Origin of the sequence: Spiribacter aquaticus (genome assembly GCF_007625215.1) — a bacterium.
GTDB classification, from domain to species: Bacteria; Pseudomonadota; Gammaproteobacteria; order Nitrococcales; family Nitrococcaceae; genus Spiribacter; species Spiribacter roseus.
Window position 1 is genome coordinate 215,901 of the sequence record NZ_VMKP01000003.1, and the last position, 24,450, is coordinate 240,350.

Consider the following 24,450-nt stretch of genomic DNA (forward strand, 5'->3'; position numbering starts at 1 on the left):
GCGGCAGCAAGCATGGATAAAAAGACGTTCACTCAGCATATCTCGCAGCAGTACAACGAGGACCTCGAGCGCATCGTCACCCGGGTCATGACCATGGGCGGCCTGGTCGAGCAGCAGCTCGAGGCGGCTCTCGATGCCCTGGTGAATGGCGATCAGGAAAAGGGCGAACAGGTGGTGACGTCCGATTATAAGATCAATGCCATGGAGGTTGAGCTGGACGAGGCCTGCACGCACATTCTCGCGCGCCGCCAGCCCACCGCCAGTGACCTGCGCCTGATCATGGCGGTCATCAAGACCATCACCGACCTCGAGCGCATCGGCGACGAGGCCGAGCGGGTGGGGCGGATGGCGCTGCATCTGCTCGATGAGGATCGGCGCCGCAGTCCGATGGCCGAAATCGCCGCCCTGGGCGAGCAGATCAAGGGCATTCTGCGTGGTGCGCTGGACGCGTTCGCGCGCATGGACTCGGAGCAGGCGGTGCGCGTGGCCCAGGAGGATATCAAGGCGGACGCGCAGTACGACTCGATCATCCGCAACCTGGTGAAACACCTCGAGGACAATCCCAAGTCGGTGCCGCCGGTTCTGGATATCGTCTGGGCGACCCGCTCGCTGGAGCGGATCGGTGACCGGTCCCGGAACATCTGTGAATATGTGATCTACTTCGTGCGCGGCAAGGATGTCCGCCACATCAGTTTTGAGCAGATGGCCGAGGAGGCCACCGGCGACCGCCGCTAGCGGCGCGGGGTCACCAACCACTCCAGCAGGGCCTTCTGGGCATGGAGGCGGTTTTCCGCCTCTTCCCATACCACACTCCGGGGGCCGTCGATGACATCGGCGGTCACTTCCTCGCCACGGTGGGCGGGCAGACAGTGCATGAAAAGCGCCTGTTCGCCGGCCGCCGCCATCAGCGCTTCATTGACCTGATAGGCGGCAAAGTCCTCAAGTCGGGTCTGACGTTCGTCCTCCATCCCCATGCTCGCCCAGACGTCGGTGACCACCAGGTCTGCGCCCTCCACCGCCGCCTGCGGGTCGGTCTCGTGGCGGCTGTTGGGGTAATCGGCCAGGTCTTCCGGGGCATAGGCCGACGGCGCCCCGATGGCAAGCCGGAAATCCATCATTTCCGCGGCCTGCATCCACGAGCGGCACATGTTGTTGCCATCACCCATCCACGCCACGGTCCGTCCCTGAAGCTCGCCCCGATGCGCCTGCCAGGTCTGCAGATCGGCGAGAAGCTGGCAGGGGTGGTGATCATCGGTCAGGCCATTGATCACGGGCACGCGGGAGGCGCCGGCAAAGCGCTCGACGGTGGAGTGATCGAAGGTGCGGATCATCACCGCATCGACCATGCCGGAGAGCACCCGGGCGGTGTCCTCGATGGGCTCGCCGCGGCCGAGCTGGGTGTCCCGCGGCGACAGGAACAGCGCGCTGCCACCCAGCTGAGCCATGCCAGCCTCGAAGGAGACGCGGGTGCGTGTCGACGACTTCTCAAAGATCATGCCCAGCACCCGCCCGCGAAGGGGCTCATGCAGGCTGCCGTCGTGGTGCAGCGCGCGCAGCTCGGCGGCCCGCCGCAGCAGGGTCTCGAGGGTTTCGGCATCAATATCGGCGAGCGTGAGAAAGTGGCGCGGTGGCATTGGATTCCCCTGTCAGACTCAGGCGAGCGCCGCCGACGGATCGGCGAGGGCTTCCGCGGTCTGCTGGATCAATGGCGTCAGGGTATCGACCAGCCGGTCGGCCTGCTCGTCAGTGAAGGTCAGTGGTGGCAGTAGCCGCACCACGCGGCCCGCCGTTACGTTGATCAGGACGCCGGCGTCGAGCGCCTGCGGCACCAATGAGGGACAGGGACCCTCCAGCTCGACACCGATCATGAGCCCCTGGCCACGGATGTCATGAACGCCGCGGACCCCGGTCAGGCCGTCGCGCAGTCCGCGCAGAATGCGCTCGCCGACAGCCGCCGCCCGATCGAGTAGTCCGTCCCGCTCGATAGTCTCGATCACCGCCAGCGCGGCACGGCTCGACAACGGGTTACCACCAAAGGTGGTGCCATGGCTGCCCGGCCCCAGCACACCGCTGGCCGGGCCACCGGCCAGGCAGGCGCCGATGGGGACGCCGTTGGCAAGGGCCTTGGCCAGGGTGACGACATCGGGACGGATCCCGGCGTGTTGGTGGGCAAACCACGCGCCGGTCCGGCCCACGCCTGACTGCACCTCGTCGAGCATCAGCAGCCATCCCCGCTGATCGCAGAGTCGCCGCAGGGCCGGCAGATAATCGGCGTCGGGCACCACGATGCCGCCCTCGCCCTGGACGGGTTCGACGAACACCGCAACGGTGCGCTCGCTGGCCACCGCCTCGATGGCCGCACTGTCGTTGTACGGGGCGCGCACGAACCCGGCCGGCAGAGGGCCGAAGCCGGTCTGAGCGCTGCGGTTGCCGGTGGCCGTCAACGCCCCCAAGGTGCGCCCGTGAAAGGCATTGTCGGCGACAATGATCTCGGGGGCTTCAATGCCGCGGTGATGCCCATGCAGCCGTGCCAGCTTGATGGCCGCCTCGTTGGCCTCGGCGCCGCTGTTGGCGAAGAACACCTGATCCAGACCGCTGAGCTGACAGAGCCGCTCGCCAAGTCGGGTCTGATGCGGCACCTCGTAGAGATTGGAGGTGTGCACGAGGGTGCCCGCCTGATCGGCAACCGCAGCGGCCACCGCCGGGTGGGCATGCCCGAGGCCGCATACGGCGATGCCCGAGAGCGCATCCAGGTACCAGTGGCCTTCGGTGTCCTCCAGCCAGGCGCCGTCACCGCGCTGGAACGCCACCGGCAGGCGCTTGTACGTGGGCATCAGGGCAGTTGTCATCGTCATGACCTCCAAAAACAAACGGCAGCCTGCGGCTGCCGAGCGTTTCATTATAGGATGGGGGCATGAAGGCCACAAGCAAGGCGTCGAAGTCCGCCAGCCGTATTGATCTGCATATGCACAGTACCGCTTCGGATGGCCGTCTGTCGCCCACGGCGGTGGTCCAGCGGGCCGCGGATCAGGGCGTCCGGCTGATGGCACTCACCGACCATGACACCCTCGAGGGCCTCCCCGAGGCGCAGGCGGCGGCCGCACAATGCGGCATCGACTGCATACCGGGTATCGAGCTCTCGGCGCGCTGGGCACGGGGTGTGGTGCATATCGTTGGCCTGGACATTGATATCACGACCCCGATACTGCTCGAGGGCGTGGCCAGGCAGCAGATCGAGCGCCGTCAGCGTGCCGTGCGCATCGCCGAGCGGCTCACCCGGGCGGGCATCAGCGATATCACCGAGCGTCTCGAGCGATTGGCCCAGGGGGTGCCGGGGCGGGCGCACTTCGCCCGGGCCCTGGTCGAGCAGGGGGCGGTGTCCACGGTCCAGGCCGCTTTCGAGCGCTATCTGAAGCGCGGGCGGCCGGGTTATGCCGCCGTTGAATGGGCTCGAATCGAAGAGGTGGTGGCCTGGATACACGCCGCCGGGGGGATCGCCGTGTTCGCCCATCCGCTGCGCTACGGCCTCTCGCGGGGTGCCCTGCGTGCCGCCATTCAGGCGTTTGTCGACGCCGGTGGGCAATCCATCGAGGTGGCCAACGGTGGCGGCGGGCGGGATGACCACGTGGCCGCCGCCGCGCTGGCACGACGCTTTGGTCTGACGGGGTCAAAGGGCTCGGATTTTCATGATCCCGACTTCCCGTGGATCGAGATCGGGCGTCTGGCGCCCCTCCCACCGGATATCCCCGCGGTCTGGAAGCGTTTTCGTGAAACACCGGCCGAGTCTGTCAGTGGCTGAAGAATCCGGACCGCTCGATCACCCATTTGCCGCCCTGCAGCCGGCGCTGATCCTGGATATGGTCGAGGCCGCCGGCGTGCAGGCGGATGGCCGTCTGCTCGCCCTCAATAGCTATGAAAACCGGGTCTATCAGCTCGGCGTCGAGGACGGGACACCGCTGATTCTCAAGGTCTATCGGCCCGGGCGCTGGAGTGATGAAGCGATCATCGAGGAACACGCCTTCGCCCGGCAACTGGCCGGACACGATATCCCGATCGTGCCGCCCATCAGCCTCGACGGTCACACCCTCCACCATGCCGCGGGGTTTCGTTTCGCCCTCTACCCGCGTCGCGGCGGGCATGCGCCCGAGCTCGACCAGGCGGCCACCCGGGAATGGCTGGGCCGGCTGCTGGGGCGTCTGCACACGGTCGGTGAAGCCGCCGAATTCGCCCACCGGCCGCTGCTTGATCCGGATGTCATGGGTCGACAGAGCCGCGACTGGCTGCTGGAGGCCGGCTGGATACCGGCAGCGCTGGCGGGGGCCTATCGCGCGGTGACCGATGAACTGTTGAGCGCCATTGACGAGGCCTGGGCGCGGGCCGGACAGAGTGCGGCTGTCCGTCTGCACGGCGATTTCCATCCGGGTAACATCCTCTGGACGCAGGCCGGCCCGCATCTGGTGGATCTGGACGACTGTCGCACCGGGCCGGCGATCCAGGATCTGTGGATGCTGCTCAGCGGCGAGCGTGCCGAGCGAACGCTGCAGCTCAGTGACCTGGTGGCTGGCTACGAGCAGTTCCGCGAATTCGACCCCCGTGAGCTGCACCTGCTCGAAGCGCTGCGCACCCTGCGGATGATGAATTATGCCGCCTGGCTGGCACGGCGCTGGCATGATCCGGCGTTTCCGGCGGCCTTTCCGTGGTTTGGCAGCGAGCGTTACTGGGACGAGCATGTGCTGGCGCTGCGCGAGCAGCTGAGCGCGATGCAGACGCCGCCGCTGGCGGTATGATGGCAACGATTTCAACCGGCAACCAGAAGGCTACCCCGCAGTGATGATTGTGATAATCGGTGCCGGCCCGGTCGGCACGAACCTGATCGAGCAGGCCCTGTCGGGCACCAACAATGAGCTGGTGGTGGTCGAGAGCGACCCGGCCCTGGCCAATGCCTGTGCCGAGCAGCACGACGTGCGGGTGCTGTCCATGGACGTCGGTGACGATGCCTTTGTCGATGAAAGCCAGCTGGCGCGGGCCGAGGCGCTGATCGCCACCACGGATGACGACTCGACCAATCTCATGGCGATTCTGCTGGCCCGGGAGGTCGGGGTGAAAACCCTCACGGCCACGGTCAGCCGCCGTTCGCATATGGCCATGTTCCGCCGCCTGGGGGTGCGCGTGCTTGGCGACCCGGAGCGCCTGGTGGCTCAGCATCTGCTGGACATCACCCTGTTGCCGGGCATCAGCGATGTCACCACCCTGCGTGGCGGCCAGCAGATCATCGAACTCAGACTTGAAGACGGCTCGCCCCTGCTGGGGCTTGACGCCCGCACGATCCAGCAGCGGGAACTGCTCGACGCGGGGCTGCAGCTGCTGGCGCGGGTCCGTGACGGCGAGACCCAGCCCTTGACCGAGGGCGATGCCCTGGCGGCGGGCGACAGCGTGATCCTGTTCGCCACGGAGCGCCTGCGTGGCCGCCGCCGGCGGGAGTTTCTCGAGCGCAAGCTGGGGGGATGAGCGCGTGCGCGAGATCCTGCGTGGCGTCGGCTTTCTCCTGCATGTCCCCGGCGCCATGGCGCTGGCTTCGTTGCCCATCGCCTGGTGGGGCGGCGAGCGCTGGGGGCTGGCCGGATTCCTGATCACCGCGGCGGTGTCGCTGGGCGCCGGGCAGGCGCTGGTCTGGACGACGCGGGGCCCGCTGGTGTTCTATCGCTATCAATCCATGCTGATTGCCGCGATCAGCTGGCTGCTCATCACCCTGGTGGGGGCGATCCCCATTTACATCAGTGCGCATCTCTCGCCGCCCGCGGTTGACGCCGCCATCCAGATCTTCCGGCATCCGGCCAATGCCGTGTTCGAATCGGTATCGGGGTTCACCTCCACCGGCCTGACGGTGGTGAGTGCCGCCTCCGAGCTGCCCCTGCATATCCAGTGGTGGCGCAGCCTGATCCAGTGGGTGGGAGGCATTGGTGTCATCCTTCTGCTGCTGGCGGTGATCCCCGCCGAGCGCGGCGCGATCAACCTGTACTTCTCGGAAGCCCGCGATGAAAAGATCCTGCCGACGGTCAAATCCACCGTGCAGGCCATCTGGGCCATCTATGTGGGCTACACACTGATTGGCATCCTGTTGCTGTGGCTGGCCGGTGACCCACTGTGGCGGGCCATCAATCACGCCATGTCGGCGATCTCCACGGGCGGGTTCACGATCACCGATGATGGGCTGGCGAGCGCGAGCACTGCGGTTCGACTGGCCTACACACCGATCATGCTGGTGGGGGCGATCAGCTTTCTCATTCATTACCGGATGGTGGTCGAGCGGGTCGGCCCGCGGTCCCTGTGGCAATTGCTGGAGGTGCGGGTATTCGTCTACGTGCTCGTGCTGGGCGGGCTGCTGCTCTGGGGGCACCGCTGGCTGGTGGGTGCCGATACCGACCCGGTCAGTGCGCTGGTGCTGTGGGTATCCGCAATCACCGCCACCGGTGTGACATCGGTGAACATCGCCACACTCGACAATGGCTCGCTGCTGTTGATGCTGGTCGGGCTGGCCATGGGCGGCATGGCCGGCTCGGCGGCCGGGGGCATCAAACTGCTGCGCGTCGGGCTTTTGATCAAGGACGTGGTCGGCCAGCTGAGACGGCTGCGCGCCACGCCCCACGAGGTGGTCGTGCTGCGCTATAACGGCGCCCGGATCACGCCGGCGGAAATGGCGCGGCTCGGGCATACCGCGCTGCGGCTCGTGGGCGTGTTCATGCTGCTGTGGCTCGTCGGCGTTTTCATCATGCTCTACTGGATGCCCGATGACATGCGCCTGGCCTATGTGTTCTTCGATACGGCCTCGGCGCTTTTCAACAACGGGCTCGCCACCGGGGTAGCCGGACCGGACCTGGACACCGGCGCCGCGCTGGTGCTGAGCGTGCTCATGCTGCTGGGACGACTCGAGGTGTTTCCGCTGCTGCTGCTGGTGGCGTTTTTCCTGGGACGGCGCTAGGAAATCGCCAGCTGGCCGACAATTCCGCCGCGCAACCTGTAGACTGGGGGGTTATTCATTACAGCGACCGATTGATCAGCGAGCGAAATCCCATGAGCACCGATCCCATCCAGACCGACGTGCGCGACCTGCGCAATGTCGCCATCATCGCCCATGTCGACCACGGCAAGACCACGCTAGTCGATCAGTTGCTCCAGCAGTCGGGCACCCTGGCCGCGCGGGGCGAGGTGCAGGACCGGATCATGGATTCCAATGATCTGGAGCGCGAGCGCGGCATCACGATCCTGTCAAAGAATACCGCCATCAAGTGGCAGGATCTGCGCGTCAACATCGTCGACACACCGGGCCATGCCGATTTTGGTGGCGAGGTCGAGCGCGTGCTGTCGATGGTCGACTCGGTGCTGCTGCTGGTCGATGCGGTCGACGGACCGATGCCGCAGACCCGCTTTGTCACCCAGAAAGCGCTGGCGCTGGGTCTCAAGCCCATCGTGGTGGTCAATAAAGTCGACCGTGATGGCGCGCGGCCCGACTGGGTGGTGGACAAGACCTTCGATCTGTTCGACAACCTGGGTGCCAGTGACGAGCAGCTCGACTTTCCGGTGATTTACGCCTCGGCGCTGAACGGCTATGCCGGCACCGACTCGGATGTCCGCAGCGGCGACATGACCCCGCTGTTCGAGCTCATCCGCGACATCGTCCCGGCGCCTCAGGTGGATGCCGAGGGACCATTCCGCATGCAGGTGACCTCCCTCGACTACAACAGCTATGTCGGTGTCATCGGCATCGGCCGTATCGAGCGGGGCAGCGTCAAGAGCAACCAGACGCTGACCTGCGTCGACCGCGACGGCAAGCGCCGACAGGTCCGGCTGCTGCAGGTGCTGGGCTTCCTGGGACTTGACCGCGTCGAGGTGCCCTTCGCCAGTGCCGGCGATATCATCGCGTTTACCGGCATTGACGGCATCAACATCTCCGACACGCTCTGCGACAGCTCGGCGGTGGAGGCGCTGCCGGCACTGACCGTCGACGAACCGACGGTGTCCATGACCTTCCAGGTGAACACTTCGCCGTTCGTGGGGCGCGAGGGCAAGTATGTGACCTCGCGGCAGCTGCGGGAGCGGCTGATGCGGGAGCTCGAGCACAACGTCGCGCTGCGGGTCGAGGACACCAATGACCCCGAGCGTTTCCGGGTCTCGGGCCGCGGTGAGCTGCATCTGGGCATTCTCATCGAGAACATGCGCCGCGAGGGCTATGAGCTGGGTGTCTCCCGGCCCGAGGTCATCACCCGCGAGGTCGATGGCCGGCTCGAGGAGCCGTTCGAGCAGCTCACCGTCGACGTCGAGGAAGACTATCAGGGCGCGGTGATGCAGGCCCTCGGCGAGCGTGGCGGCGAGCTCACCGACATGCTCCCCGACGGCCGCGGCCGGGTGCGGCTGGACTACACCATTCCCGCGCGGGGCCTCATCGGCTTTCGCACCGAGTTCCTGACCGCCACCTCGGGCACCGGGCTGATGTATCACGTTTTCGATCACTACGGCCCGGCGAAGACCGGTGAGTACGGCCAGCGGATCAACGGTGTGCTGGTGTCGATGGCGCCCGGCAAGGCGCTCGCCTATGCGCTGTTCAACCTCCAGGATCGCGGCAAGCTGTTCATCGGGCATGGCGACGAGGTCTATGAGGGGATGGTCATCGGGCTGCACAACCGAGACAACGATCTGGTGGTCAACCCGCTCAAGGCCAAGCAGCTGACCAATGTGCGCGCGGCCGGCTCGGACGAGAGCATCATCCTCACGCCGCCACAACGGCTGACGCTGGAGCAGGCGCTGGAGTTCATCGACGACGATGAGCTGGTGGAAGTGACCCCGGGCGCCATCCGCATCCGTAAGAAATACCTCCTCGAGCATGAGCGCAAGAAGGCGGCGAAGGCCGGCCACTAGGGCCCGTCGTGAGCCCGGAGCAGTCCGGGCTCAGCGCTCGCGCTGGATGATGTAGTCGGCGAGCGCCCGCAGGCGATCCGCGCCAGACCCCATACCGCCCAGGGCGTCGACGGCCCCGTCGCGCAGTCGACGGGCGAATTGCTGCGAGGCCTCAAGGCCCATCAGCCCCGGATAGGTCGGCTTGGCGCGACGCGCATCGGCTCCGCTGGTCTTGCCGATGGCCTCGCTGTCGCCGGTGACATCGAGGATGTCGTCCTGCACCTGAAAGGCCAGACCGATGCACTGGCCGTACTCATCCAGCCTCTGACGGACCGAATCGTCAACGCCGTGGGGTCCGCTCAGCGAACCCAGCCTGAGGCTGGCCAGGATCAGCGCCCCGGTCTTGTAGCGGTGCATGGTCTCGAGCTGCGCGGCATTCAGTTGATGCCGGACGGCGCCCAGGTCCAGCGCCTGACCGCCCGCCATGCCCTGCGAGCCCACCGCCGCCGCCAGGGTTTGCACCATCTCCAGTCGGCGTTCGGCGGCAACGCCAGTCGCTGTCGCCAGATGCTCGAACGCCAGGGTCTGGAGGGCATCGCCGGCGAGGATCGCGGTGGACTCGTCAAACGCCCGGTGACAGGTCGGTTGACCGCGGCGCAGGTCATCGTCGTCCATGGCCGGCAGGTCGTCGTGGACAAGCGAGTAGGCATGGATCATCTCCACCGCACAGGCGGCCGGGTCCAGATCCGGCGCGTCGACGCCACACAATGCCCCCGCCTCGTAGACCAGGAACGGGCGCAGCCGCTTGCCCGGGGCCAGCACGGCATAGCGCATGGCCTGATGGAGCCGCGTCGGTGGCTGGTCGTCGGCGGGAAGAGCGGTTTCCAGGGCGGCCTCGACCCGTGCACGGGCCAGGCTCAGCGCGTCATTCAGGGCCGGTGTCATCGCTTCCCTCAAAGGGCCGGGGCTGGGCGTCCGGATCGCGGCCGGCGAGAATCTCGACGCGCTGTTCGGCCTCGGTCAGCGCCTTCTGGCACTCCCGCGTCAGCCGGATGCCCTGCTCAAAGCATTGCAGGGACTGCTCCAGTGTCAGCTCGCCGGCTTCCATGCGCTCGACCAGTTCCTCGAGGGTCTTGAGGGCGGCTTCAAAGTCGGGGGTCGATTCAGATTCACTCATGCCCGCAAGTCTAGCGCGCAGTGGCGGGCAACGCACTCGCCCGATGCGGTGCCACCCGTTACACTTCCCGCCATGAGCAAAGATTACGATTCCGCTTCCATCGAGGTTCTCACCGGCCTCGACCCGGTGCGCCGTCGCCCGGGCATGTATACCGATACCACCCGCCCCAACCATCTGGCCCAGGAGGTCATCGATAACAGCGTCGACGAGGCCATCGGCGGTCACTGCCAGCGCATTGACGTCACGCTGCATCGCGACGGGTCACTGTCAGTCAGTGACGATGGACGCGGCATGCCGGTGGACATGCACCCCGAGGAGGGTGCGCCCGGCGTTGAAATCATCCTTGGCCGACTGCATGCCGGCGGCAAGTTCTCGCGCGAGAGCTACCAGTTCTCCGGCGGCCTGCACGGGGTGGGTGTGTCGGTGGTCAACGCCCTGTCGACCCGCCTCGAGGTGAGTATCCGCCGCGACGGGCGGGAATGGCGGATGGCCTTCGCCAACGGTGAGCGGATCCAGCCCCTCGAGGCGGTGGGCGAGGTCGGCCGGCGCAACACCGGCACGCGCCTGCATTTCTGGCCGAATGCCGAGTACTTTGATTCGGCCCGCTTTTCGCTGCCGCGCCTGCGCCATGTCCTGCGGGCCAAGGCGGTTCTCTGTCCGGGGCTCGCCGTGCGGCTGGTCGAGGAGGCCAGCGGCGAGGAAACGCTCTGGCACTACGAAAAGGGGCTGGCCGATTATCTGGGAACCACCCTCGAGGGTGTCCCGCAGATCCCCGCAGCGCCGTTCACCGGCGATTTTTCGGCCGCCCACGAAGCCGTGGAATGGGCGGTCGCCTGGCTGCCCGAGCAGGGTGAGCCGGTGCAGGAAAGCTACGTCAACCTGATCCCCACCCTGCAGGGCGGCACCCACGTCAACGGCCTGCGCACCGGCCTGACCGAGGCGCTGCGGGAGTTCTGCGAGTTCCGCAATCTCCTCCCGCGCGGCGTACGCATCGCCCCGGAGGATGTCTGGGAGCGGGTCACCTATGTGCTCTCGGTCAAGCTCGAGGAGCCGCAGTTTTCGGGCCAGACCAAGGAGCGCCTGTCCTCCCGCGCCTGCGCCGGATTCGTCTCGGGCGTGGTCAAGGACGCCTTCAGTCTGTGGCTCAACGAACACACCAGCGAGGCCGAAGCACTTGTCGAGCTGGTGCTCGCCAATGCCCAGCGCCGCCTTCGGGCATCACGCAAGGTGACGCGCAAGCGGGTCACCCAGGGGCCGGCGCTGCCCGGCAAGCTGGCCGACTGCAGCAACCAGGATCCGGGCATCAGCGAGCTGTTTCTGGTGGAGGGGGATTCCGCCGGGGGATCCGCCAAACAGGCCCGCGACCGCGACTTTCAGGCCGTGATGCCGCTGCGTGGCAAGATCCTCAATACCTGGGAGGTCGATCCGTCCGAGGTCATGGCTTCGCAGGAGGTCCATGACATCGCCGTTGCGCTGGGGATCGAGCCGGGGTCGGAGGATCTGAGCGGGCTGCGCTACGCCAAGGTCTGCGTGCTGGCCGACGCCGACCCCGATGGCGCCCATATCGCGACACTGCTCTGCGCGCTCTTCCTACGCCATTTCCCGGCCCTGGTGCGGGCCGGTCACGTGTTCATGGCCATGCCGCCGCTGTATCGAGTGGATGTGGGCAAGCAGACGTGGTACGCGCTGGACGAGGACGAACGCCAGGGTATTCTCGACCGGATCGAGGCCGAAAAGCTCAAGGGCAAAGTGGCGATCACCCGGTTCAAGGGGCTCGGCGAGATGAATCCGCTGCAGCTTCGCGAGACCACCATGGCCCCGGATACCCGGCGGCTGGTTCAGTTGACCGTTGACGCCCCCGAGGAAACCGAGGCACTGATGGCGATGCTGCTGGGCAAGCGTGCCGCCAGCCAGCGCCGCGCCTGGCTGGAGCGCAAGGGCGATCTGGCCGACGTACTGGTATGAACGGGCGACAGGACATGCACAAACGATGAGCGAATCGATTCAGTCAGAAGGCTTCGAGCGCCGGCCGCTGCAGGAGTTCACCGAAAAGGCGTATCTCGATTACTCGATGTACGTCATCCTCGACCGGGCGCTGCCCCACGTCGGCGATGGCCTCAAGCCCGTGCAGCGGCGCATCGTCTATGCCATGTCCGAGCTGGGCCTCTCGGCGGTCTCCAAGCACAAGAAGTCGGCCCGCACCGTGGGCGACGTGCTGGGCAAGTACCACCCCCACGGCGACTCGGCCTGCTACGAGGCGATGGTGCTGATGGCCCAGCCATTCTCCTATCGCTATCCACTGGTGGACGGCCAGGGCAACTGGGGGTCGGCGGACGATCCCAAGTCCTTCGCGGCCATGCGCTATACCGAGGCGCGGCTGGCCCCCTACGCCCGCCTGCTGCTCCAGGAACTGGGCCAGGGGACGGTCGAATGGCAGCCCAACTTTGATGGCAGTCTGGATGAACCGGTGACCCTGCCGGCGCGGGTGCCCAATGTGCTGCTGAATGGCGGCACGGGGATCGCCGTGGGCATGGCCACCGATATCCCGCCACACAATCTGCGCGAGGTCGCCTCGGCCTGCATCCGGCTGCTGGATGAGCCGGAGGCCGACATCGACGCGCTCTGCGAACACATCCAGGGCCCCGACTTTCCCACCGATGCCGAGCTCATTACCTCCGCCAGTGACATCCGCCGGCTCTACGAGACCGGTCATGGCGGTCTGCGGCTGCGGGCCCGCTGGGAGCAGGATGGCCGCGATGTGATCGTGACCGCCCTGCCGTTCCAGGTCTCCGGCAGTCGGGTGCTCGAGCAGATCGCCGCGCAGATGCAGGCCCGCAAGCTGCCCATGGTCGAGGATCTGCGTGACGAATCGGACCACGAGAACCCGACCCGCCTGGTCATCAGCCTGCGCTCCAATCGGGTGGATGCCGAGGAGGTGATGCAGCATGTCTTTGCCACCACCGATCTCGAGAAAACCTATCGGGTCAACCTGAACGTGATCGGTCTGGATGGCCGCCCGCGGGTGCGCAATCTGCGCGAGCTGCTCGGCGAGTGGCTCGAGTATCGCCGCGACACGGTCCGGCGCCGCCTGCAGTGGCGGCTGGAAAAGGTCGAGGCGCGTCTGCATGTGCTCGAGGGCCTGCTGACCGCCTATCTGAACATCGATGAGGTGATCGCGATCATCCGTGACGCGGATGAACCGCGCCCGGCCCTCATGCAACGCTTCGGGCTGACCCAGACCCAGGCCGAAGCCATCCTCGAGCTGCGGCTGCGGCATCTCGCCCGGCTCGAGGAAATGAAGATCCGGGGTGAGCAGGACGAGCTCGCGACCGAGCGCGACGAGCTGACTGACATTCTCGGCTCGGAAGACCGTATGACCCAGCTCATCCAGTCCGAGCTGAAGGCCGATGCCGAGGCCTATGGCGACGACCGCCGCTCGGTGCTGGTGGCGCGCAGCAGTGCACGGGCACTGAGTGAAAGCGAGCTTGTGCCCAGTGAACCGATCACGGTGGTGCTCTCGCAGAAGGGCTGGGCGCGGACGGCCAAGGGGCACGAGGTGGATCCGCGCAGACTCTCCTATCGATCCGGTGATGGTTTTGCCGCGGCGGCCAGCGGGCGCAGCAACCAGCTGGCGGTTTTCCTGGACACCCAGGGACGCAGTTACAGCCTGCCCGCGCATACGCTGCCCTCGGCCCGTGGTCAGGGCGAACCGCTGACCGGCCGGCTGCAACCGCCGGATGGCGCCTACTTTGCGCATGTGCTGAGCGGCGAACCCGAGGAGCGGGTGCTGTTGGCATCGGACGGCGGCTATGGCTTTGTGGCCCGGATGCAGTCGTTGCAGGCCCGTCAGAAGGCCGGCAAGGCGGTGATCAATCGCCCGGCCGACAGCGAAATCCTGCCCCCCATCCGTCTCCCGGCTCATGCCGACCGCGTCGCCGTGGCCACCAGCGCGGGGCGGCTGCTGGTGTTTGCCCTTGATCAGCTCCCCGAGCTGTCACGCGGCAAGGGCAACAAGCTGATCGATATCCCCGCCGCGCGTCGGGCCGAGGGGACTGAGAAGGTGGTGGGACTGTGTCTGCTGGGGCCGGATCAGCCACTGGTGGTTACCGCCGGCAAGCGTACCCTCACGCTCAAGACAGCGGATCTGGCCGCCTACGAGGGCGAAAGGGGCCGGCGTGGGCGGCCGCTGCCGCGGGGCTTCCAGCGGGTCGATGCGCTGTCCCCGCATTCCAACTGAAGACGCTGCAACAGGCTTTTGGCATGGCAGGAATGATTGATGCGCTGGTGATCGAGGATGAGGCCGACATCCGGGATGCGGTGGTGGGTTATCTGACGCAGGTCGGCTGGACCACCGCCGGTGTGGAATCGGTGGAAGCCGCCGATGCAGCGCTGGCGCAGACCGATGCGGCGGTGCTGGTGCTGGATCTGGCCCTGCCGGGCGAGTCCGGTCTTGACTGGCTCAGACGCCGGCCGGACCTGCGCGGAAAGGGCATCATCATGGTGACCGCCGCCGGTCGCGAGGCGGAGCGGATCGCCGGTCGCGACGCCGGTGCCGACGACTATTTCGTCAAGCCGGTGAACCTGGTGGAGCTCAGTGTGAGTGTCCGCAATCTGATCGCGCGGCTGCCCGTGAACGATCACTGGCAGCTCGACTCGCTCAGCTGGCAGCTGCGCGCGCCCGATGGATCGGCGGTCAGGCTCACCGCCTCGGAGCTGGCGTTGCTGGAACTGCTGGCGGGCCAACCCGGTGCCGTGGTGGAGCGCGACACGATCATCCGACGCCTGGGGGCCGACCCGGAGACCTACGACATCCGCCGTATGGAGGTCATGCTGCGCCGTCTGCGGGTCAAGATCGCCGACCAGCTCGGTCTCGAGGCCCCCATCGTGACCGTCCGGGGGACGGGGTATGCGTTCACGGCAGAGATTGACTGGACGGGAGAGGGATCCACAGGGTAAAGACGCTGCCCCGGCCGGGTGAACTGTCCACCGTCACCGATCCGCCGTGGGCGCGCATGACCTCGGCGACCAGGTAGAGTCCCAGCCCCAGTCCCTGTTTCCGGGGCCGCCCGGCTGCCTGGTGATGTTTTCTGAAAATCGCGGCCTGCTCGGCTTCATCGATCCCGGCGCCCTCATCGCTGACGGCGATGCCGATGCAATCCACGGCCCTGCGTGTGCGGACACGGATCGGCGCCCCGGCGGGCGAATACTTGGCCGCGTTGTCGATGAGATTATGCAGGGCGGTGGTCAGCAGCGCCTCATCGACAACCACGGGCACGGCGTCGATGGACTCGATCACGATGCTATGGGTGACTCGCAGGTCGCTGCTGTGCAACACCCGGGTCAGCCAGTCGTCGAGGTTGATGGTCTGCCTTTCCATGGCATCGAGTCGGTCGTGCAGGCGGTCACTTTTGAGCCATTCATCAAACAGCCCCCGCAGGCGTTCCGCCGCCCGATCGATGGCCTGAAGGCGCTCATCCGAACGGACATGATCACGCTGCTGCTCGAGCCGGGCGAGCTCCGTCTGGTTTGAGATGATCGCCAGCGGGTTACGGAATTCATGCGCGATCAGCGCCCCGAACTCGATGTACTGATTGAGGGTCTCGCGCTCTCGGTTCAGGGCCGACTCCAGCGCTTCGGTGCGGTCCTGGACCTTGCGCTCAAGCTGCCGCTCGGAATCCCGAAGCCCCTGGACCAGCTCCGCCTCGGCCTCGAGCGCTATGTCCTGGGCCTGTTCCCGGGCCCGCCGCTCGGCCTGTATCCGGTCGGCGAGGGCGAACGAGAGCAGCAGCATGTCGAGCAGCGAGCCGATCTGCATGAGATTGAGCGTCACCGCGTTGGTCGGCACCAGGGCGAAATTGCGGGCCGCCTGGATGCCGACCGCCAGCAGCAGGACCGCCCAGGCGGCCAGCAGGAAACGCGCGCTGCGATATCCGGCGAGCCAGCAGATGACCGTCACCGCCAGCATCGATGGTCCGGCGAGTACCGCCAGCGCACTCAAGCTGATCACGCCGATGCGGACCGGCAGACCCAGCAGCGGAAAAGCCGCCACCACGGTAAATGCCACCATCAGCCCACGCAGCAGCCAGTCGGCCCGGGGAACGGATCGGCGCGTGTCCAGAAACTGGCGCAGGAATTCGACGGCGAAGACGCCCGCGATGGAGAACAGGGTGTTGGTCCCAATGCTGCGCGGCCAGTCGACCAGCGCGAGGGAGTAGGCACCAAATCCGTTCATGAACCACATGCCGGACGCCGCAAACAGCAGAAATCCGCAGTAAAGCAGGTAGTTGCGATCGCGCAGGGACAGGAACAGGAAGAAATTGAACAGCAGCAGCGCGCCGGCGACGCCATAGTAGGCGGCCGTCCACAGATAGTCGGTCTGGGTGGCATAACTGAACGTCGCCGGCTCCCACAGCGTCAGCGGCGTAGTGAGCGAGCCCACCGAGGCCACCCGTAGATAGTAGGTCTGGGGCGCGTCCGAGGCGAGCTGTATCGGAAAGACCGGGTGTCGGTGCGGCCAGGGGCGATTCGCCGCCGGCTGATACTGGCCGGTTTCAACGACTGTGCCGTCGGGATAAAAAAGCCGTAGGTCGGTCAGCCCATAGAATCCCACCTCGATCAGGTAGGGCGCCGGCTCGGCGGTGTTCCCGACAAGGGTGAAGCGCAGCCAGTAAACCGAGGCCGACAGGCCAAAGTTGAGGCCGCCAATGCCGTCGTTGGAGACGAACGCGCCGGCGGCGTCCGCGGCACGGACCTCAGCGATGGTTTTCCCGCCGGTGGGATCCTCGAGAAACGCTACCTGGCTGTCCAGCCGGGTGCGGCCGTCATCGGGCGCGATGACGGCCGCGGTGGCCAGCGTCGGCAGCAGTGCAATCAGAACCATGAGGATCCGTTTCATGGGTTAAGTCTGCCACCGGCCCTTGGGACAGGCCACTTGCCCGTCACATCGGGGCGTGCCGGGTCCAGTCGATGGGCACTTTCCAGGGCTCACCGGCCACTTCGCGGACCAGTCGCGGCAGCATGTAGCCCGGCGTCACCGCGGCCAGTGCCCGCATGAGGGCGGCGGCGGTCGCGTCGTCCACCTCGAAATGGGCCGCCCCGCGGACGCGATCAAGCAGGTGCAGGTAGTAGGGCTGTACGCCCAGTTCAAACAACCGCTCGCCCAGCGCCTCCAGGGTTGCGGCGTCATCGTTGACGCCGCGCAGCAGCACGGCCTGATTGTAGAGCCGCACGCCGCGTGCGGTCAGGCGTTGCAGGGCATCGGCGACGCGGCCATCCAGTTCATTCGGGTGATTGGCGTGGATGACCATGACCGGTGTCAGGCGAGTGCCGGTCAGCCACTCCAGCAGCGCCCCGTCGATGCGGCTTGGCAGGACCACCGGCATGCGGCTGTGGACGCGGAGGCGCCGCAGGTGCGGGATGCTGGCGAGGGCCTCGCTGAGCGCGCCCAGACGCCGGTCGTTGAGGCTCAGCGGGTCGCCGCCGCTGAGGATGGCTTCGCTGATGGATGGATCGGCGCGCAGGTAGTCGATGGCCCCGGCCCATTGCCCGCTGCTCGCGTTGGCGTCGGCATAGGGAAAGTGGCGGCGAAAGCAATAGCGGCAGTTGATGGCGCAGGCACCGGTGGTGATCAGCAGCGCACGCCCGCGGTATTTGTGGATGACGCCGCCGTTGGCCAGACTGGCATGATCGCCCACCGGGTCATCGCCAAAGCCGGCGCTGTCGGCGGATTCCGCGTCCACCGGCAGGACCTGGCGCAGCAGGGGGTCATGGCGATTACCCGGTTCGATGCGCTGCAGATAGGCTTCCGGCACCCGCAGTTCGAACAGCCGGTCCGCGCGTGTTGCCGGCTCGAGCAGCGAGGCATCCAGCCCGAGGCGCTTCAGCAGCGACGCCGGGTGCCGGATGGCGTTCTGCCACTCGCGCTGCCACGGGGCTGTGCTCATGTGTCATCCCTCTGTCGTTTCGGTTAGCATGCTGCGCTGTTCGCCGTGCAGGTCGCGGCAGTCAGCGCAATGGAGAACCAATGGCGACGTACAGCACCAATCAGTTCAAGTCGGGCCTGAAGCTGCTGCTCGACGGTGAGCCCTACTCGATTGTCGAGAATGAATTCGTCAAGCCCGGCAAGGGGCAGGCATTTAACCGGGTGAAGGTGCGCAACCTCAAGACCGGCAAGGTGATCGACCGTACCTTCAAGTCGGGCGAGAGCGTTGAAGCCGCCGACGTGATGGAAACCGAGATGCAGTATCTCTACAACGATGGCGAATTCTACTACTTCATGGCCCCCGAGACCTTCGAGCAGCATGCCGCCCCCGAGGCCGCCGTGGGCGACAACGGCAAATGGCTCAAGGAGCAGGACACCTGCAACGTCACGCTGTACAACGGCGAGCCCCTCTCGGTCGAGCCGCCGCCGCATGTCACGCTGGCCGTTACTCAGACCGACCCGGGCATGAAGGGTGATACCAGCAGTGGTGGCAGCAAGCCGGCCACGCTCGAGACCGGGGCCGTTGTACAGGTCCCGCTGTTCATCCAGGAAGGCGAGGTCCTCAAGGTCGATACGCGCTCGGGCGAATACGTCTCGCGCGCCAAGGACTGACCGCCCCTTGGTCGCGGGGGCGGACTGGCGGCCCAGCGCCTCGCTCCAGGCGTTGCGCCAGCGCGCCGGGTGGCGGGCGCGGCTGCGCCGCTTCTTTGACAAGCGCGGCGTCATCGAGGTCGACACCCCGCTGCTCGCCGCCACCGGGGTCACCGATCCCGCCATCGACTGCCTGCAGGAGTCGGCCAGCGGATACTGGTTGCAGTCCTCGCCCGAGTACGCGATGAAGCGCCTGATCGCCGCCGGCCTGGGGGACTGCTATCAGATTACCCCGGCATTTCGGGCGGGGGAGCAGGGGCGCTGGCATAACCCCGAGTTCACACTGCTCGAGTGGTATCGCCTGGGCTACAGCGCCGACGACCTCATGGGCGAGCTTACGGCGCTGACCGATTGCCTGCTCGGACCCGCTCCGATCCGGCGATACACTTACCAGGCGGCCTTCGAGGCGGCCGGTCTGCCGGATCCGCTGATTGCATCCATCGATCAATTGACCGCCGCCGCCCGGACCCGGCCGGCCGCCTGTCCACTGCCTTCGGGCACCGACCATCGGGTTCTGCTCGACTGGCTGTTCAGCCAGGTGGTCGCCCCGCAGTTGCCGGCGCGGTGCTTTGTCACGCACTACCCCGCCGATCAGGCTGTCCTCGCGCGGCTCGATCCCGCGGATTCCCGGCTCGCGGAGCGATTTGAGCTGTTCATCGGGGGCGTGGAAATGGCCAACGGGTTTCGGGAATTGACCGATGCGCGGGCGCTGCGTGAGCGTTTTGAGGCCGATCAGGCGGTGCGCCGGGCCCGTGGTCAGCCAGTCATGGCCATTGATGAGCGACTGCTCGCGGCAATGACGGCCGGAATGCCGGATTGTGCCGGCGTTGCCGTGGGCCTGGACCGGATGTTCGCCCGTGCCGCTGGCGCCGAGTCAATCGCGGAGGTGATCGCCTTCCCCTGGACCCGCGCCTGAGTCTTCGGCCGCGCGGGTTTCCGCCAGCGCCTGACCCATCCGCAGCGGCTGCTCGAGGCCGATGGTCGGAGACCACCGCAGGTCCGGGTCGGCCAACAGCAGGATCACCGTCGACCCCAGATTGAAACGCCCCATCTCGGCGCCCGCCTCGAGGGTCAGCGGGTGATGTCGAAAGTCCCAGCTGCGGATGCGCTGCCCCCGGGGCGGGGTGACCTCGCCACTCCAGAGGGTCTCGATGCTGCCAACACCGATGGCGCCGACGAGGACCATGGCCATCGGCCCCGCGGCGGTGTCGAACAGGGTCACCACCCGCTCGTTGCGGGCGAACAGCCGGGAGACATGTCGAACCAGCGGCGGCGATACCCCGAACAGCCGCCCCGGGATATGCAGCATCCGCTGCAGCGATCCGGTCATCGGCATGTGGACGCGATGATAGTCCCGCGGCGAAAGATAGAGCGTGGCGAAGTGGCCGTGGCGGAACGGCCCGGCAAGCTGCGGGTCGCCGCCCAGCAGGTCATCAACGCTATAGTCCTGGCGCTTGGCCTGGATCAGCCGCCCGTCGCTGATCGGGCCATGCTGGCTGATGACACCGTCGACGGGGCTGACGATCCGGTTTTCGCCTTCGGCGAGGGGCCGGGCCCCGGGCGCGAGCGGCCGGGTAAAGAAGGCATTGAAGCTCACATAGGCGTTGGGCTCGCTGGCCGCCGCCTCGCCGCAGTCAACGCCGTAGATCCGGGTGAAAAGCCGGATGAGTCCATTCTTCCACGGCCGCCAGCGCCAGCGGGCAAGCCCATGAACCACCCGCGAGAGTCGATGCTGGGGCAGCAGCGCGACGATCAGGCTGAACAATCGCCCCATCATGAGCGGCCCTCCGATGGATACTGCTCGCGGATCCGCCGGAACTCGTCGGCCAGCACATCGCGGCCATGGGGGGGCTGCCAGAGCGCCCGCAGCCGACCCTGCGGATCGATCAGCAGGATGGCGGCGCTGTGATCGACCGCGTAGTCGCCCTCGCTGTCGGGCTCGTGCAGGGTGTAGCTGATGCCCAGTGCCGAGGTCAGCCGGTCGATGGCATCACGTTGACCGGTCACCCCGATGAAGTTGTCGCTGAAGTGCTCGACATAGGTCTTCATGGCCGCCGGCGTATCGCGCTGCGGGTCGACGCTGACGAAGACAACGCCGGGCAGGCGCTCGACATCCGCCTGTTCCAGACGCTCGAGGGCACCCGCGAGGGTTGCCAGAGTCATCGGGCAGACGTCGGGGCAGTGGGTGAAGCCAAAGAACAGGTACTGCCAGCGCCCCTCGAAATCCGACGGGGTCCAGTCCCCGCCGTCGTGATCGGTCAGTGTCACGGCCGGCAGGTCGCGGGCCTCAGGCAGTACCGTGCCCACCGCCTCATCCGGGTCCAACCGCTCGGGCGGCGCATCGGACGGCCACAGGGCCGTGAGCGCGCCGGCGATCAATGCCGTTGCCAGCGCCACACCCAGTGCCAGTCGGATCGGGGATACGTTCATCATCCCTGCATTATGCCACTTTCCGGCGGCGGTCATGACCCGGCGAGCCTGATAAACTGCCCGCTATGGAATCATCGTCAACCGATCCGCTGCGTACCGTGGGCGATTTCGTGCGCTGGGCGGCCAGCCGTTTTCAGGCGGCAGGCGTGCATTATGGCCACGGCACCGACAACGCCATTGATGAAGCCGCCGCGCTGGTGCTGGGCAGCCTCAGCCTGCCGGCGGATCTCCCGGCGCTGTATTTTGACGGCGCGCTCACGGGTGACGAGCGCGAGCGGTTGTTTGCCCGCATCGACGAGCGCGTCCACCAGCGCCGTCCCGTCCCCTATATTCTTGGCGAAGCGTGGTTCTGCGGACTGGTCTTTGGGGTCGATGAGCAGGTGCTGATTCCGCGCTCACCCATTGCCGAGCTGATTGAATCAGGCTTTGCCCCGTGGGTGGATCCGGCGCGGCTGCGGCGCATCGCCGATGTCGGCACGGGGAGCGGCTGTATTGCCATCGCCACGGCCCTGGCGCTGCCGTCGGTGCAGGTCGATGCGCTGGACTGCTCACCGGCGGCGCTGAACTGGACGGCGCGCAATGCCGAGCGCTACGGCGTTGGTGATCGGGTCCGGGCGCAGGCGTCGGATCTGCTGGACGCCATCCCCAGCGAGCCGCTGCTGGATCTGATCGTCAGTAATCCGCCCTACGTCGATGCGCCGGCGATGGCCGCGCTACCGCCGGAATACCGGCATGAACCGCGCGATGCGCTCGCGGCGGGCGAGGATGGCCTGGATGCCGTCCGCCGACTGTTGCCCCAGGCCGCGCAACGACTGACCGACCACGGCGTGCTGATCGCCGAGGTAGGGCACGGCGCTGCGGCCTTCGAAGCCGCCTTCCCCCGTCTGCCGGTTACCTGGCTCGAGTTCGAGCGCGGCGGAGAGGGCGTTTTCATGGTCGACGCCGATACCCTGCGAGCGGCGGCCGCGGCCGGCGAAATCCCACGACTGAACGGAGACGACTGACTCCCATGTCCGGAAATACCTTTGGCCGACTGTTCACGGTCACCACCTTCGGCGAAAGCCATGGGCCCGCCCTGGGGGCGGTCATTGACGGCTGCCCACCCGGGCTTGCCATCGATGAATCCGACCTTCAGCGTGATCTTGACCGGCGTAAGCCGGGCACCTCGCGGCATACCTCCCAGCGCCGTGAGGGCGATGAGGTCCGCATCCTCTCGGGTGTGTTCGAGGGCCGCACCACCGGCGCGCCCATCGGCCTGCTGATCGAGAATATGGACCAGCGCTCGAAGGATTACTCGGCGATCAGCGAGCTGTTCCGCCCCGGGCATGCCGATTACACCTATTGGCAGAAATACGGGATCCGCGACTACCGCGGCGGGGGTCGCTCGTCGGCCCGTGAAACCGCGGTGCGGGTGGCCGCCGGCGCCATCGCCCGGCGTTACCTCCATGCCCGTCTGGGCATCGAGATCCGCGGCTGGCTCAGCCAGCTCGGCTCCATCGAGCTGTCCCTCGAGGACTGGGCAAGCGTGGATGACAACCCGTTCTTCTGCGGCGAGCCGGGGCGCCTGCCCGAGCTCGAGGCGTATATGGATGATCTGCGCAAGTCCGGCGACTCAGTGGGGGCGTCGGTGGGCGTGCTGGCCCGCAATGTGCCACCGGGCCTTGGCGAGCCGGTCTTCGATCGGCTCGATGCCGATATCGCCCATGCGCTCATGAGCATCAATGCGGTGCGCGGGGTGGAAATCGGGGACGGCTTCGCGAGTGCCGCCCAGAAAGGCACCGAGCATCGCGACGAAATGACCCCTGAAGGGTTCCTGTCGAACCACGCCGGCGGCACGCTGGGGGGGATTTCCACCGGTCAGGATGTGGTGGCACGCATGGCGCTCAAGCCCACCTCGAGCATCCGCCTCCCCGGTCAGTCGGTGGACATCCACGGCCAACCGCAGGAGGTGGTGACAACCGGCCGCCACGACCCGTGTGTGGGGATCCGTGCAACGCCGATTGCCGAGGCCATGCTGGCGCTGGTGCTGATGGATCACTATCTGCGCCATCGCGGCCAGAATGCCGATGTCGACTCGGGGACGCCGGTCATCCCCGCACAGCCGGACGCTTAAGCCATCGGCGGTCTTCCTGCGGTACCGGCCATCCGGCTGTCGGCCTTCTATCTCGCCTTCTTCGGAGTCCTCGGGGTGCTCTCCCCCTACTGGGGGCCCTACCTGAAGGCCCAGGGGTTTGATGCGGCCGCCATCGGCACCCTGATCGCGCTGATGCACGGCACCAAGATCATCGCCCCCAACCTCTGGGGCTGGGTGGCGGACCATACCGGTCACCGCATCCGTGTCATCCGGCTGGCCAGCATCGGCGCGCTGATCTGCTTTTCGGGGGTGTTCGCGGCCGGCGGCTCGTTTGCCGCGATGGCCGCCGTGATGATCGCGTTCAGTTTTTTCTGGCATGCCGCCATGCCCCAGTTTGAAGCCAACACGATGAACCACCTGACCGGTCAGACCCATCGCTATCCACGGATCCGGCTCTGGGGCACGGTCGGGTTCATGGCCTCGGTGCTGGTGGTGGGCGAGGGCATCGACCGGGTGGGCGTGGGCGTCGTCCCGGTGGTATTGGTCGGGCTGTTCGCCGCGCTCAGCCTGGTCAGCCTCAGCGTGCCCCAGGCCGGACAGGCCAGTGACTCGGCCGATGGTCAGGGGCTGCTCGCCGTGCTGCGCCAGCCCCAGGTGTTCGGGCTGCTGATCGCCTGCTTTCTGCTGCAGGCGAGCCACGGACCGTTCTACGCGTTCTACAGCATCTATCTACAATCCCATGGTTACAGCGCGACGGCCATCGGGCTGCTCTGGTCCATCGGGCTGATCGCCGAGATCGGCGTGTTCCTGCTCATGCCCCGCTGGCTGCCGCGCTTCGGACCCCGCCGGCTGCTGACCGTGGCAATGCTGCTGGGCGTGGTGCGCTGGCTGCTGGTGGCACGGTTTCCCGAAGTGGCCGCCACCCAGGGGTTCGCCCAGCTGCTGCATGCCGCCACCTATGGCGTCTATCACGCCGCGGCGATCTCGTTGATCCACCGCTACTTCACCGGGGGGCTGCAGGGCCGCGGCCAGGCCCTGTACAGCAGCATGACCTTCGGCGCCGGGGTGTCACTGGGGAGTTTCGTGGCGGGCAGCCTGTGGGACAGCGCCGGGGGAGCGCAGACATTCTATCTGGCCGCGGGGCTGGCGGCGGTCGCGTCGATGGTCGCGTTCAGCGTTGTGCCGGCCCGCGACCGGCTGTATGCGGCGCGCGCTTAACCGCCGCTGGCCGCCGGCGTATACTAT

22 protein-coding genes are annotated in these 24,450 nt (G+C 66.8%); 14 read left to right on the plus strand and 8 right to left on the minus strand.

The genetic code is table 11. The features are described from left to right. Positions 1-12 precede the first annotated feature (12 nt). Entirely contained in the window at positions 13-735 is a 723-nt protein-coding gene (phoU, locus tag FPL11_RS07560) for a phosphate signaling complex protein PhoU (protein WP_144348075.1), read from the plus strand. Here the strand turns inward: phoU and argF are convergent. Beyond that, positions 732-1,634, minus strand: a complete 903-nt coding sequence (argF, locus tag FPL11_RS07565; RefSeq protein ID WP_144348076.1) for an ornithine carbamoyltransferase — start codon at positions 1,632-1,634, stop codon at positions 732-734. The genes phoU and argF overlap by 4 nt on opposite strands. 18 nt (positions 1,635-1,652) lie before the next feature. Next, complete coding sequence (locus tag FPL11_RS07570) at positions 1,653-2,849, minus strand: acetylornithine transaminase (RefSeq protein ID WP_144348271.1); 1,197 nt, start codon at positions 2,847-2,849, stop codon at positions 1,653-1,655. 65 nt (positions 2,850-2,914) lie between these two features. Between FPL11_RS07570 and FPL11_RS07575 the strand changes: the two genes are divergently transcribed. From FPL11_RS07575 to typA, 5 genes are all read left to right on the plus strand, one after another. After that, entirely contained in the window at positions 2,915-3,799 is an 885-nt protein-coding gene (locus FPL11_RS07575; protein WP_144348077.1) for a PHP domain-containing protein, read from the plus strand. After that, entirely contained in the window at positions 3,792-4,787 is a 996-nt protein-coding gene (locus FPL11_RS07580) for a serine/threonine protein kinase (protein ID WP_235013467.1), read from the plus strand. The genes FPL11_RS07575 and FPL11_RS07580 overlap by 8 nt, the downstream gene beginning before the upstream one ends. Before the next feature lie 43 nt (positions 4,788-4,830). Then, positions 4,831-5,508: a potassium channel family protein gene (locus FPL11_RS07585; protein WP_144348079.1), complete on the plus strand. Its 678-nt coding sequence runs from the start codon at positions 4,831-4,833 to the stop codon at positions 5,506-5,508. Further along, positions 5,462-6,979, plus strand: coding sequence for a TrkH family potassium uptake protein (locus tag FPL11_RS07590; RefSeq protein ID WP_144348080.1), 1,518 nt, complete (start codon positions 5,462-5,464; stop codon positions 6,977-6,979). The genes FPL11_RS07585 and FPL11_RS07590 overlap by 47 nt, the downstream gene beginning before the upstream one ends. A 92-nt stretch (positions 6,980-7,071) precedes the next feature. Further along, a complete protein-coding gene (gene typA, locus FPL11_RS07595) occupies positions 7,072-8,913 on the plus strand; it encodes a translational GTPase TypA (RefSeq protein ID WP_144348081.1) in 1,842 nt (613 codons plus the stop codon). 30 nt (positions 8,914-8,943) lie between these two features. On the opposite strand, the gene FPL11_RS07600 is transcribed toward typA, so the two are convergent. Continuing rightward, complete coding sequence (locus FPL11_RS07600) at positions 8,944-9,837, minus strand: polyprenyl synthetase family protein (protein ID WP_144348082.1); 894 nt, start codon at positions 9,835-9,837, stop codon at positions 8,944-8,946. After that, on the minus strand, positions 9,818-10,069 hold the full coding sequence (locus tag FPL11_RS07605) for an exodeoxyribonuclease VII small subunit (RefSeq protein ID WP_069134136.1): 252 nt from the start codon (positions 10,067-10,069) through the stop codon (positions 9,818-9,820). The genes FPL11_RS07600 and FPL11_RS07605 overlap by 20 nt, the downstream gene beginning before the upstream one ends. A gap of 72 nt (positions 10,070-10,141) precedes the next feature. Here FPL11_RS07605 and parE point away from each other — a divergent pair, with 72 nt between their 5' ends. Genes parE through FPL11_RS07620 form a run of 3 tightly spaced genes read left to right on the plus strand, consistent with a single transcriptional unit; the run spans position 10,142 to position 15,025 of the window. Then, complete coding sequence (gene parE, locus FPL11_RS07610) at positions 10,142-12,034, plus strand: DNA topoisomerase IV subunit B (protein ID WP_069134137.1); 1,893 nt, start codon at positions 10,142-10,144, stop codon at positions 12,032-12,034. A 25-nt stretch (positions 12,035-12,059) separates the two neighbouring features. After that, positions 12,060-14,306: a DNA topoisomerase IV subunit A gene (gene parC / locus FPL11_RS07615; RefSeq protein WP_144348083.1), complete on the plus strand. Its 2,247-nt coding sequence runs from the start codon at positions 12,060-12,062 to the stop codon at positions 14,304-14,306. Between the two features lie 23 nt (positions 14,307-14,329). Further along, positions 14,330-15,025: a response regulator transcription factor gene (locus FPL11_RS07620; RefSeq protein WP_083217691.1), complete on the plus strand. Its 696-nt coding sequence runs from the start codon at positions 14,330-14,332 to the stop codon at positions 15,023-15,025. On the opposite strand, the gene FPL11_RS07625 is transcribed toward FPL11_RS07620, so the two are convergent. Both FPL11_RS07625 and epmB read right to left on the minus strand, forming a co-directional pair. Further along, positions 14,982-16,964 carry a sensor histidine kinase gene (locus tag FPL11_RS07625; RefSeq protein WP_144348084.1) on the minus strand — a complete coding sequence of 661 codons (1,983 nt, stop codon included), beginning with the start codon at positions 16,962-16,964 and terminating at the stop codon, positions 14,982-14,984. The genes FPL11_RS07620 and FPL11_RS07625 overlap by 44 nt on opposite strands. 43 nt (positions 16,965-17,007) lie before the next feature. After that, positions 17,008-18,012 carry an EF-P beta-lysylation protein EpmB gene (epmB, locus tag FPL11_RS07630; RefSeq protein WP_144348085.1) on the minus strand — a complete coding sequence of 335 codons (1,005 nt, stop codon included), beginning with the start codon at positions 18,010-18,012 and terminating at the stop codon, positions 17,008-17,010. Positions 18,013-18,092: 80 nt separating this feature from the next. Here epmB and efp point away from each other — a divergent pair, with 80 nt between their 5' ends. Both efp and epmA read left to right on the plus strand, forming a co-directional pair. Further along, entirely contained in the window at positions 18,093-18,662 is a 570-nt protein-coding gene (gene efp, locus FPL11_RS07635) for an elongation factor P (RefSeq protein ID WP_069134142.1), read from the plus strand. A 7-nt stretch (positions 18,663-18,669) separates the two neighbouring features. Further along, the gene (epmA, locus tag FPL11_RS07640) at positions 18,670-19,617 is read left to right on the plus strand and encodes an EF-P lysine aminoacylase EpmA (protein ID WP_144348086.1); all 948 of its coding nucleotides are present in this window, start codon (positions 18,670-18,672) and stop codon (positions 19,615-19,617) included. Here epmA and asd read toward each other — a convergent pair. Further along, positions 19,576-20,478, minus strand: coding sequence for an archaetidylserine decarboxylase (asd, locus tag FPL11_RS07645; RefSeq protein WP_327437326.1), 903 nt, complete (start codon positions 20,476-20,478; stop codon positions 19,576-19,578). The two genes, epmA and asd, sit on opposite strands and share 42 nt — an antisense overlap. Then, entirely contained in the window at positions 20,475-21,134 is a 660-nt protein-coding gene (locus FPL11_RS07650; protein ID WP_159308497.1) for an SCO family protein, read from the minus strand. Before FPL11_RS07650 ends, asd begins: the two co-directional genes overlap by 4 nt. Before the next feature lie 62 nt (positions 21,135-21,196). Between FPL11_RS07650 and prmB the strand changes: the two genes are divergently transcribed. The 3 genes from prmB to FPL11_RS07665 are packed head-to-tail and all read left to right on the plus strand — an operon-like array spanning position 21,197 to position 24,423. Next, on the plus strand, positions 21,197-22,135 hold the full coding sequence (prmB, locus tag FPL11_RS07655; RefSeq protein ID WP_144348088.1) for a 50S ribosomal protein L3 N(5)-glutamine methyltransferase: 939 nt from the start codon (positions 21,197-21,199) through the stop codon (positions 22,133-22,135). Between the two features lie 5 nt (positions 22,136-22,140). Next, complete coding sequence (gene aroC / locus FPL11_RS07660; protein ID WP_144348089.1) at positions 22,141-23,244, plus strand: chorismate synthase; 1,104 nt, start codon at positions 22,141-22,143, stop codon at positions 23,242-23,244. Between the two features lie 36 nt (positions 23,245-23,280). Beyond that, positions 23,281-24,423, plus strand: a complete 1,143-nt coding sequence (locus FPL11_RS07665) for an MFS transporter (protein WP_327451895.1) — start codon at positions 23,281-23,283, stop codon at positions 24,421-24,423. Positions 24,424-24,450 lie beyond the last annotated feature (27 nt).

Coding starts and splice junctions, on each gene's coding strand:
- phoU (WP_144348075.1), top strand. CDS start 13: ATGGATAAAAAGACGTTCACTCAGCATATCTCGCAGCAGTACAACGAG.
- argF (WP_144348076.1), bottom strand. CDS start 1,634: ATGCCACCGCGCCACTTTCTCACGCTCGCCGATATTGATGCCGAAACC.
- FPL11_RS07570 (WP_144348271.1), bottom strand. CDS start 2,849: ATGACAACTGCCCTGATGCCCACGTACAAGCGCCTGCCGGTGGCGTTC.
- FPL11_RS07575 (WP_144348077.1), top strand. CDS start 2,915: ATGAAGGCCACAAGCAAGGCGTCGAAGTCCGCCAGCCGTATTGATCTG.
- FPL11_RS07585 (WP_144348079.1), top strand. CDS start 4,831: ATGATTGTGATAATCGGTGCCGGCCCGGTCGGCACGAACCTGATCGAG.
- typA (WP_144348081.1), top strand. CDS start 7,072: ATGAGCACCGATCCCATCCAGACCGACGTGCGCGACCTGCGCAATGTC.
- FPL11_RS07600 (WP_144348082.1), bottom strand. CDS start 9,837: ATGACACCGGCCCTGAATGACGCGCTGAGCCTGGCCCGTGCACGGGTC.
- FPL11_RS07605 (WP_069134136.1), bottom strand. CDS start 10,069: ATGAGTGAATCTGAATCGACCCCCGACTTTGAAGCCGCCCTCAAGACC.
- parE (WP_069134137.1), top strand. CDS start 10,142: ATGAGCAAAGATTACGATTCCGCTTCCATCGAGGTTCTCACCGGCCTC.
- parC (WP_144348083.1), top strand. CDS start 12,060: ATGAGCGAATCGATTCAGTCAGAAGGCTTCGAGCGCCGGCCGCTGCAG.
- FPL11_RS07620 (WP_083217691.1), top strand. CDS start 14,330: ATGGCAGGAATGATTGATGCGCTGGTGATCGAGGATGAGGCCGACATC.
- FPL11_RS07625 (WP_144348084.1), bottom strand. CDS start 16,964: ATGAAACGGATCCTCATGGTTCTGATTGCACTGCTGCCGACGCTGGCC.
- epmB (WP_144348085.1), bottom strand. CDS start 18,012: ATGAGCACAGCCCCGTGGCAGCGCGAGTGGCAGAACGCCATCCGGCAC.
- efp (WP_069134142.1), top strand. CDS start 18,093: ATGGCGACGTACAGCACCAATCAGTTCAAGTCGGGCCTGAAGCTGCTG.
- asd (WP_327437326.1), bottom strand. CDS start 20,478: ATGATGGGGCGATTGTTCAGCCTGATCGTCGCGCTGCTGCCCCAGCAT.
- FPL11_RS07650 (WP_159308497.1), bottom strand. CDS start 21,134: ATGATGAACGTATCCCCGATCCGACTGGCACTGGGTGTGGCGCTGGCA.
- prmB (WP_144348088.1), top strand. CDS start 21,197: ATGGAATCATCGTCAACCGATCCGCTGCGTACCGTGGGCGATTTCGTG.
- aroC (WP_144348089.1), top strand. CDS start 22,141: ATGTCCGGAAATACCTTTGGCCGACTGTTCACGGTCACCACCTTCGGC.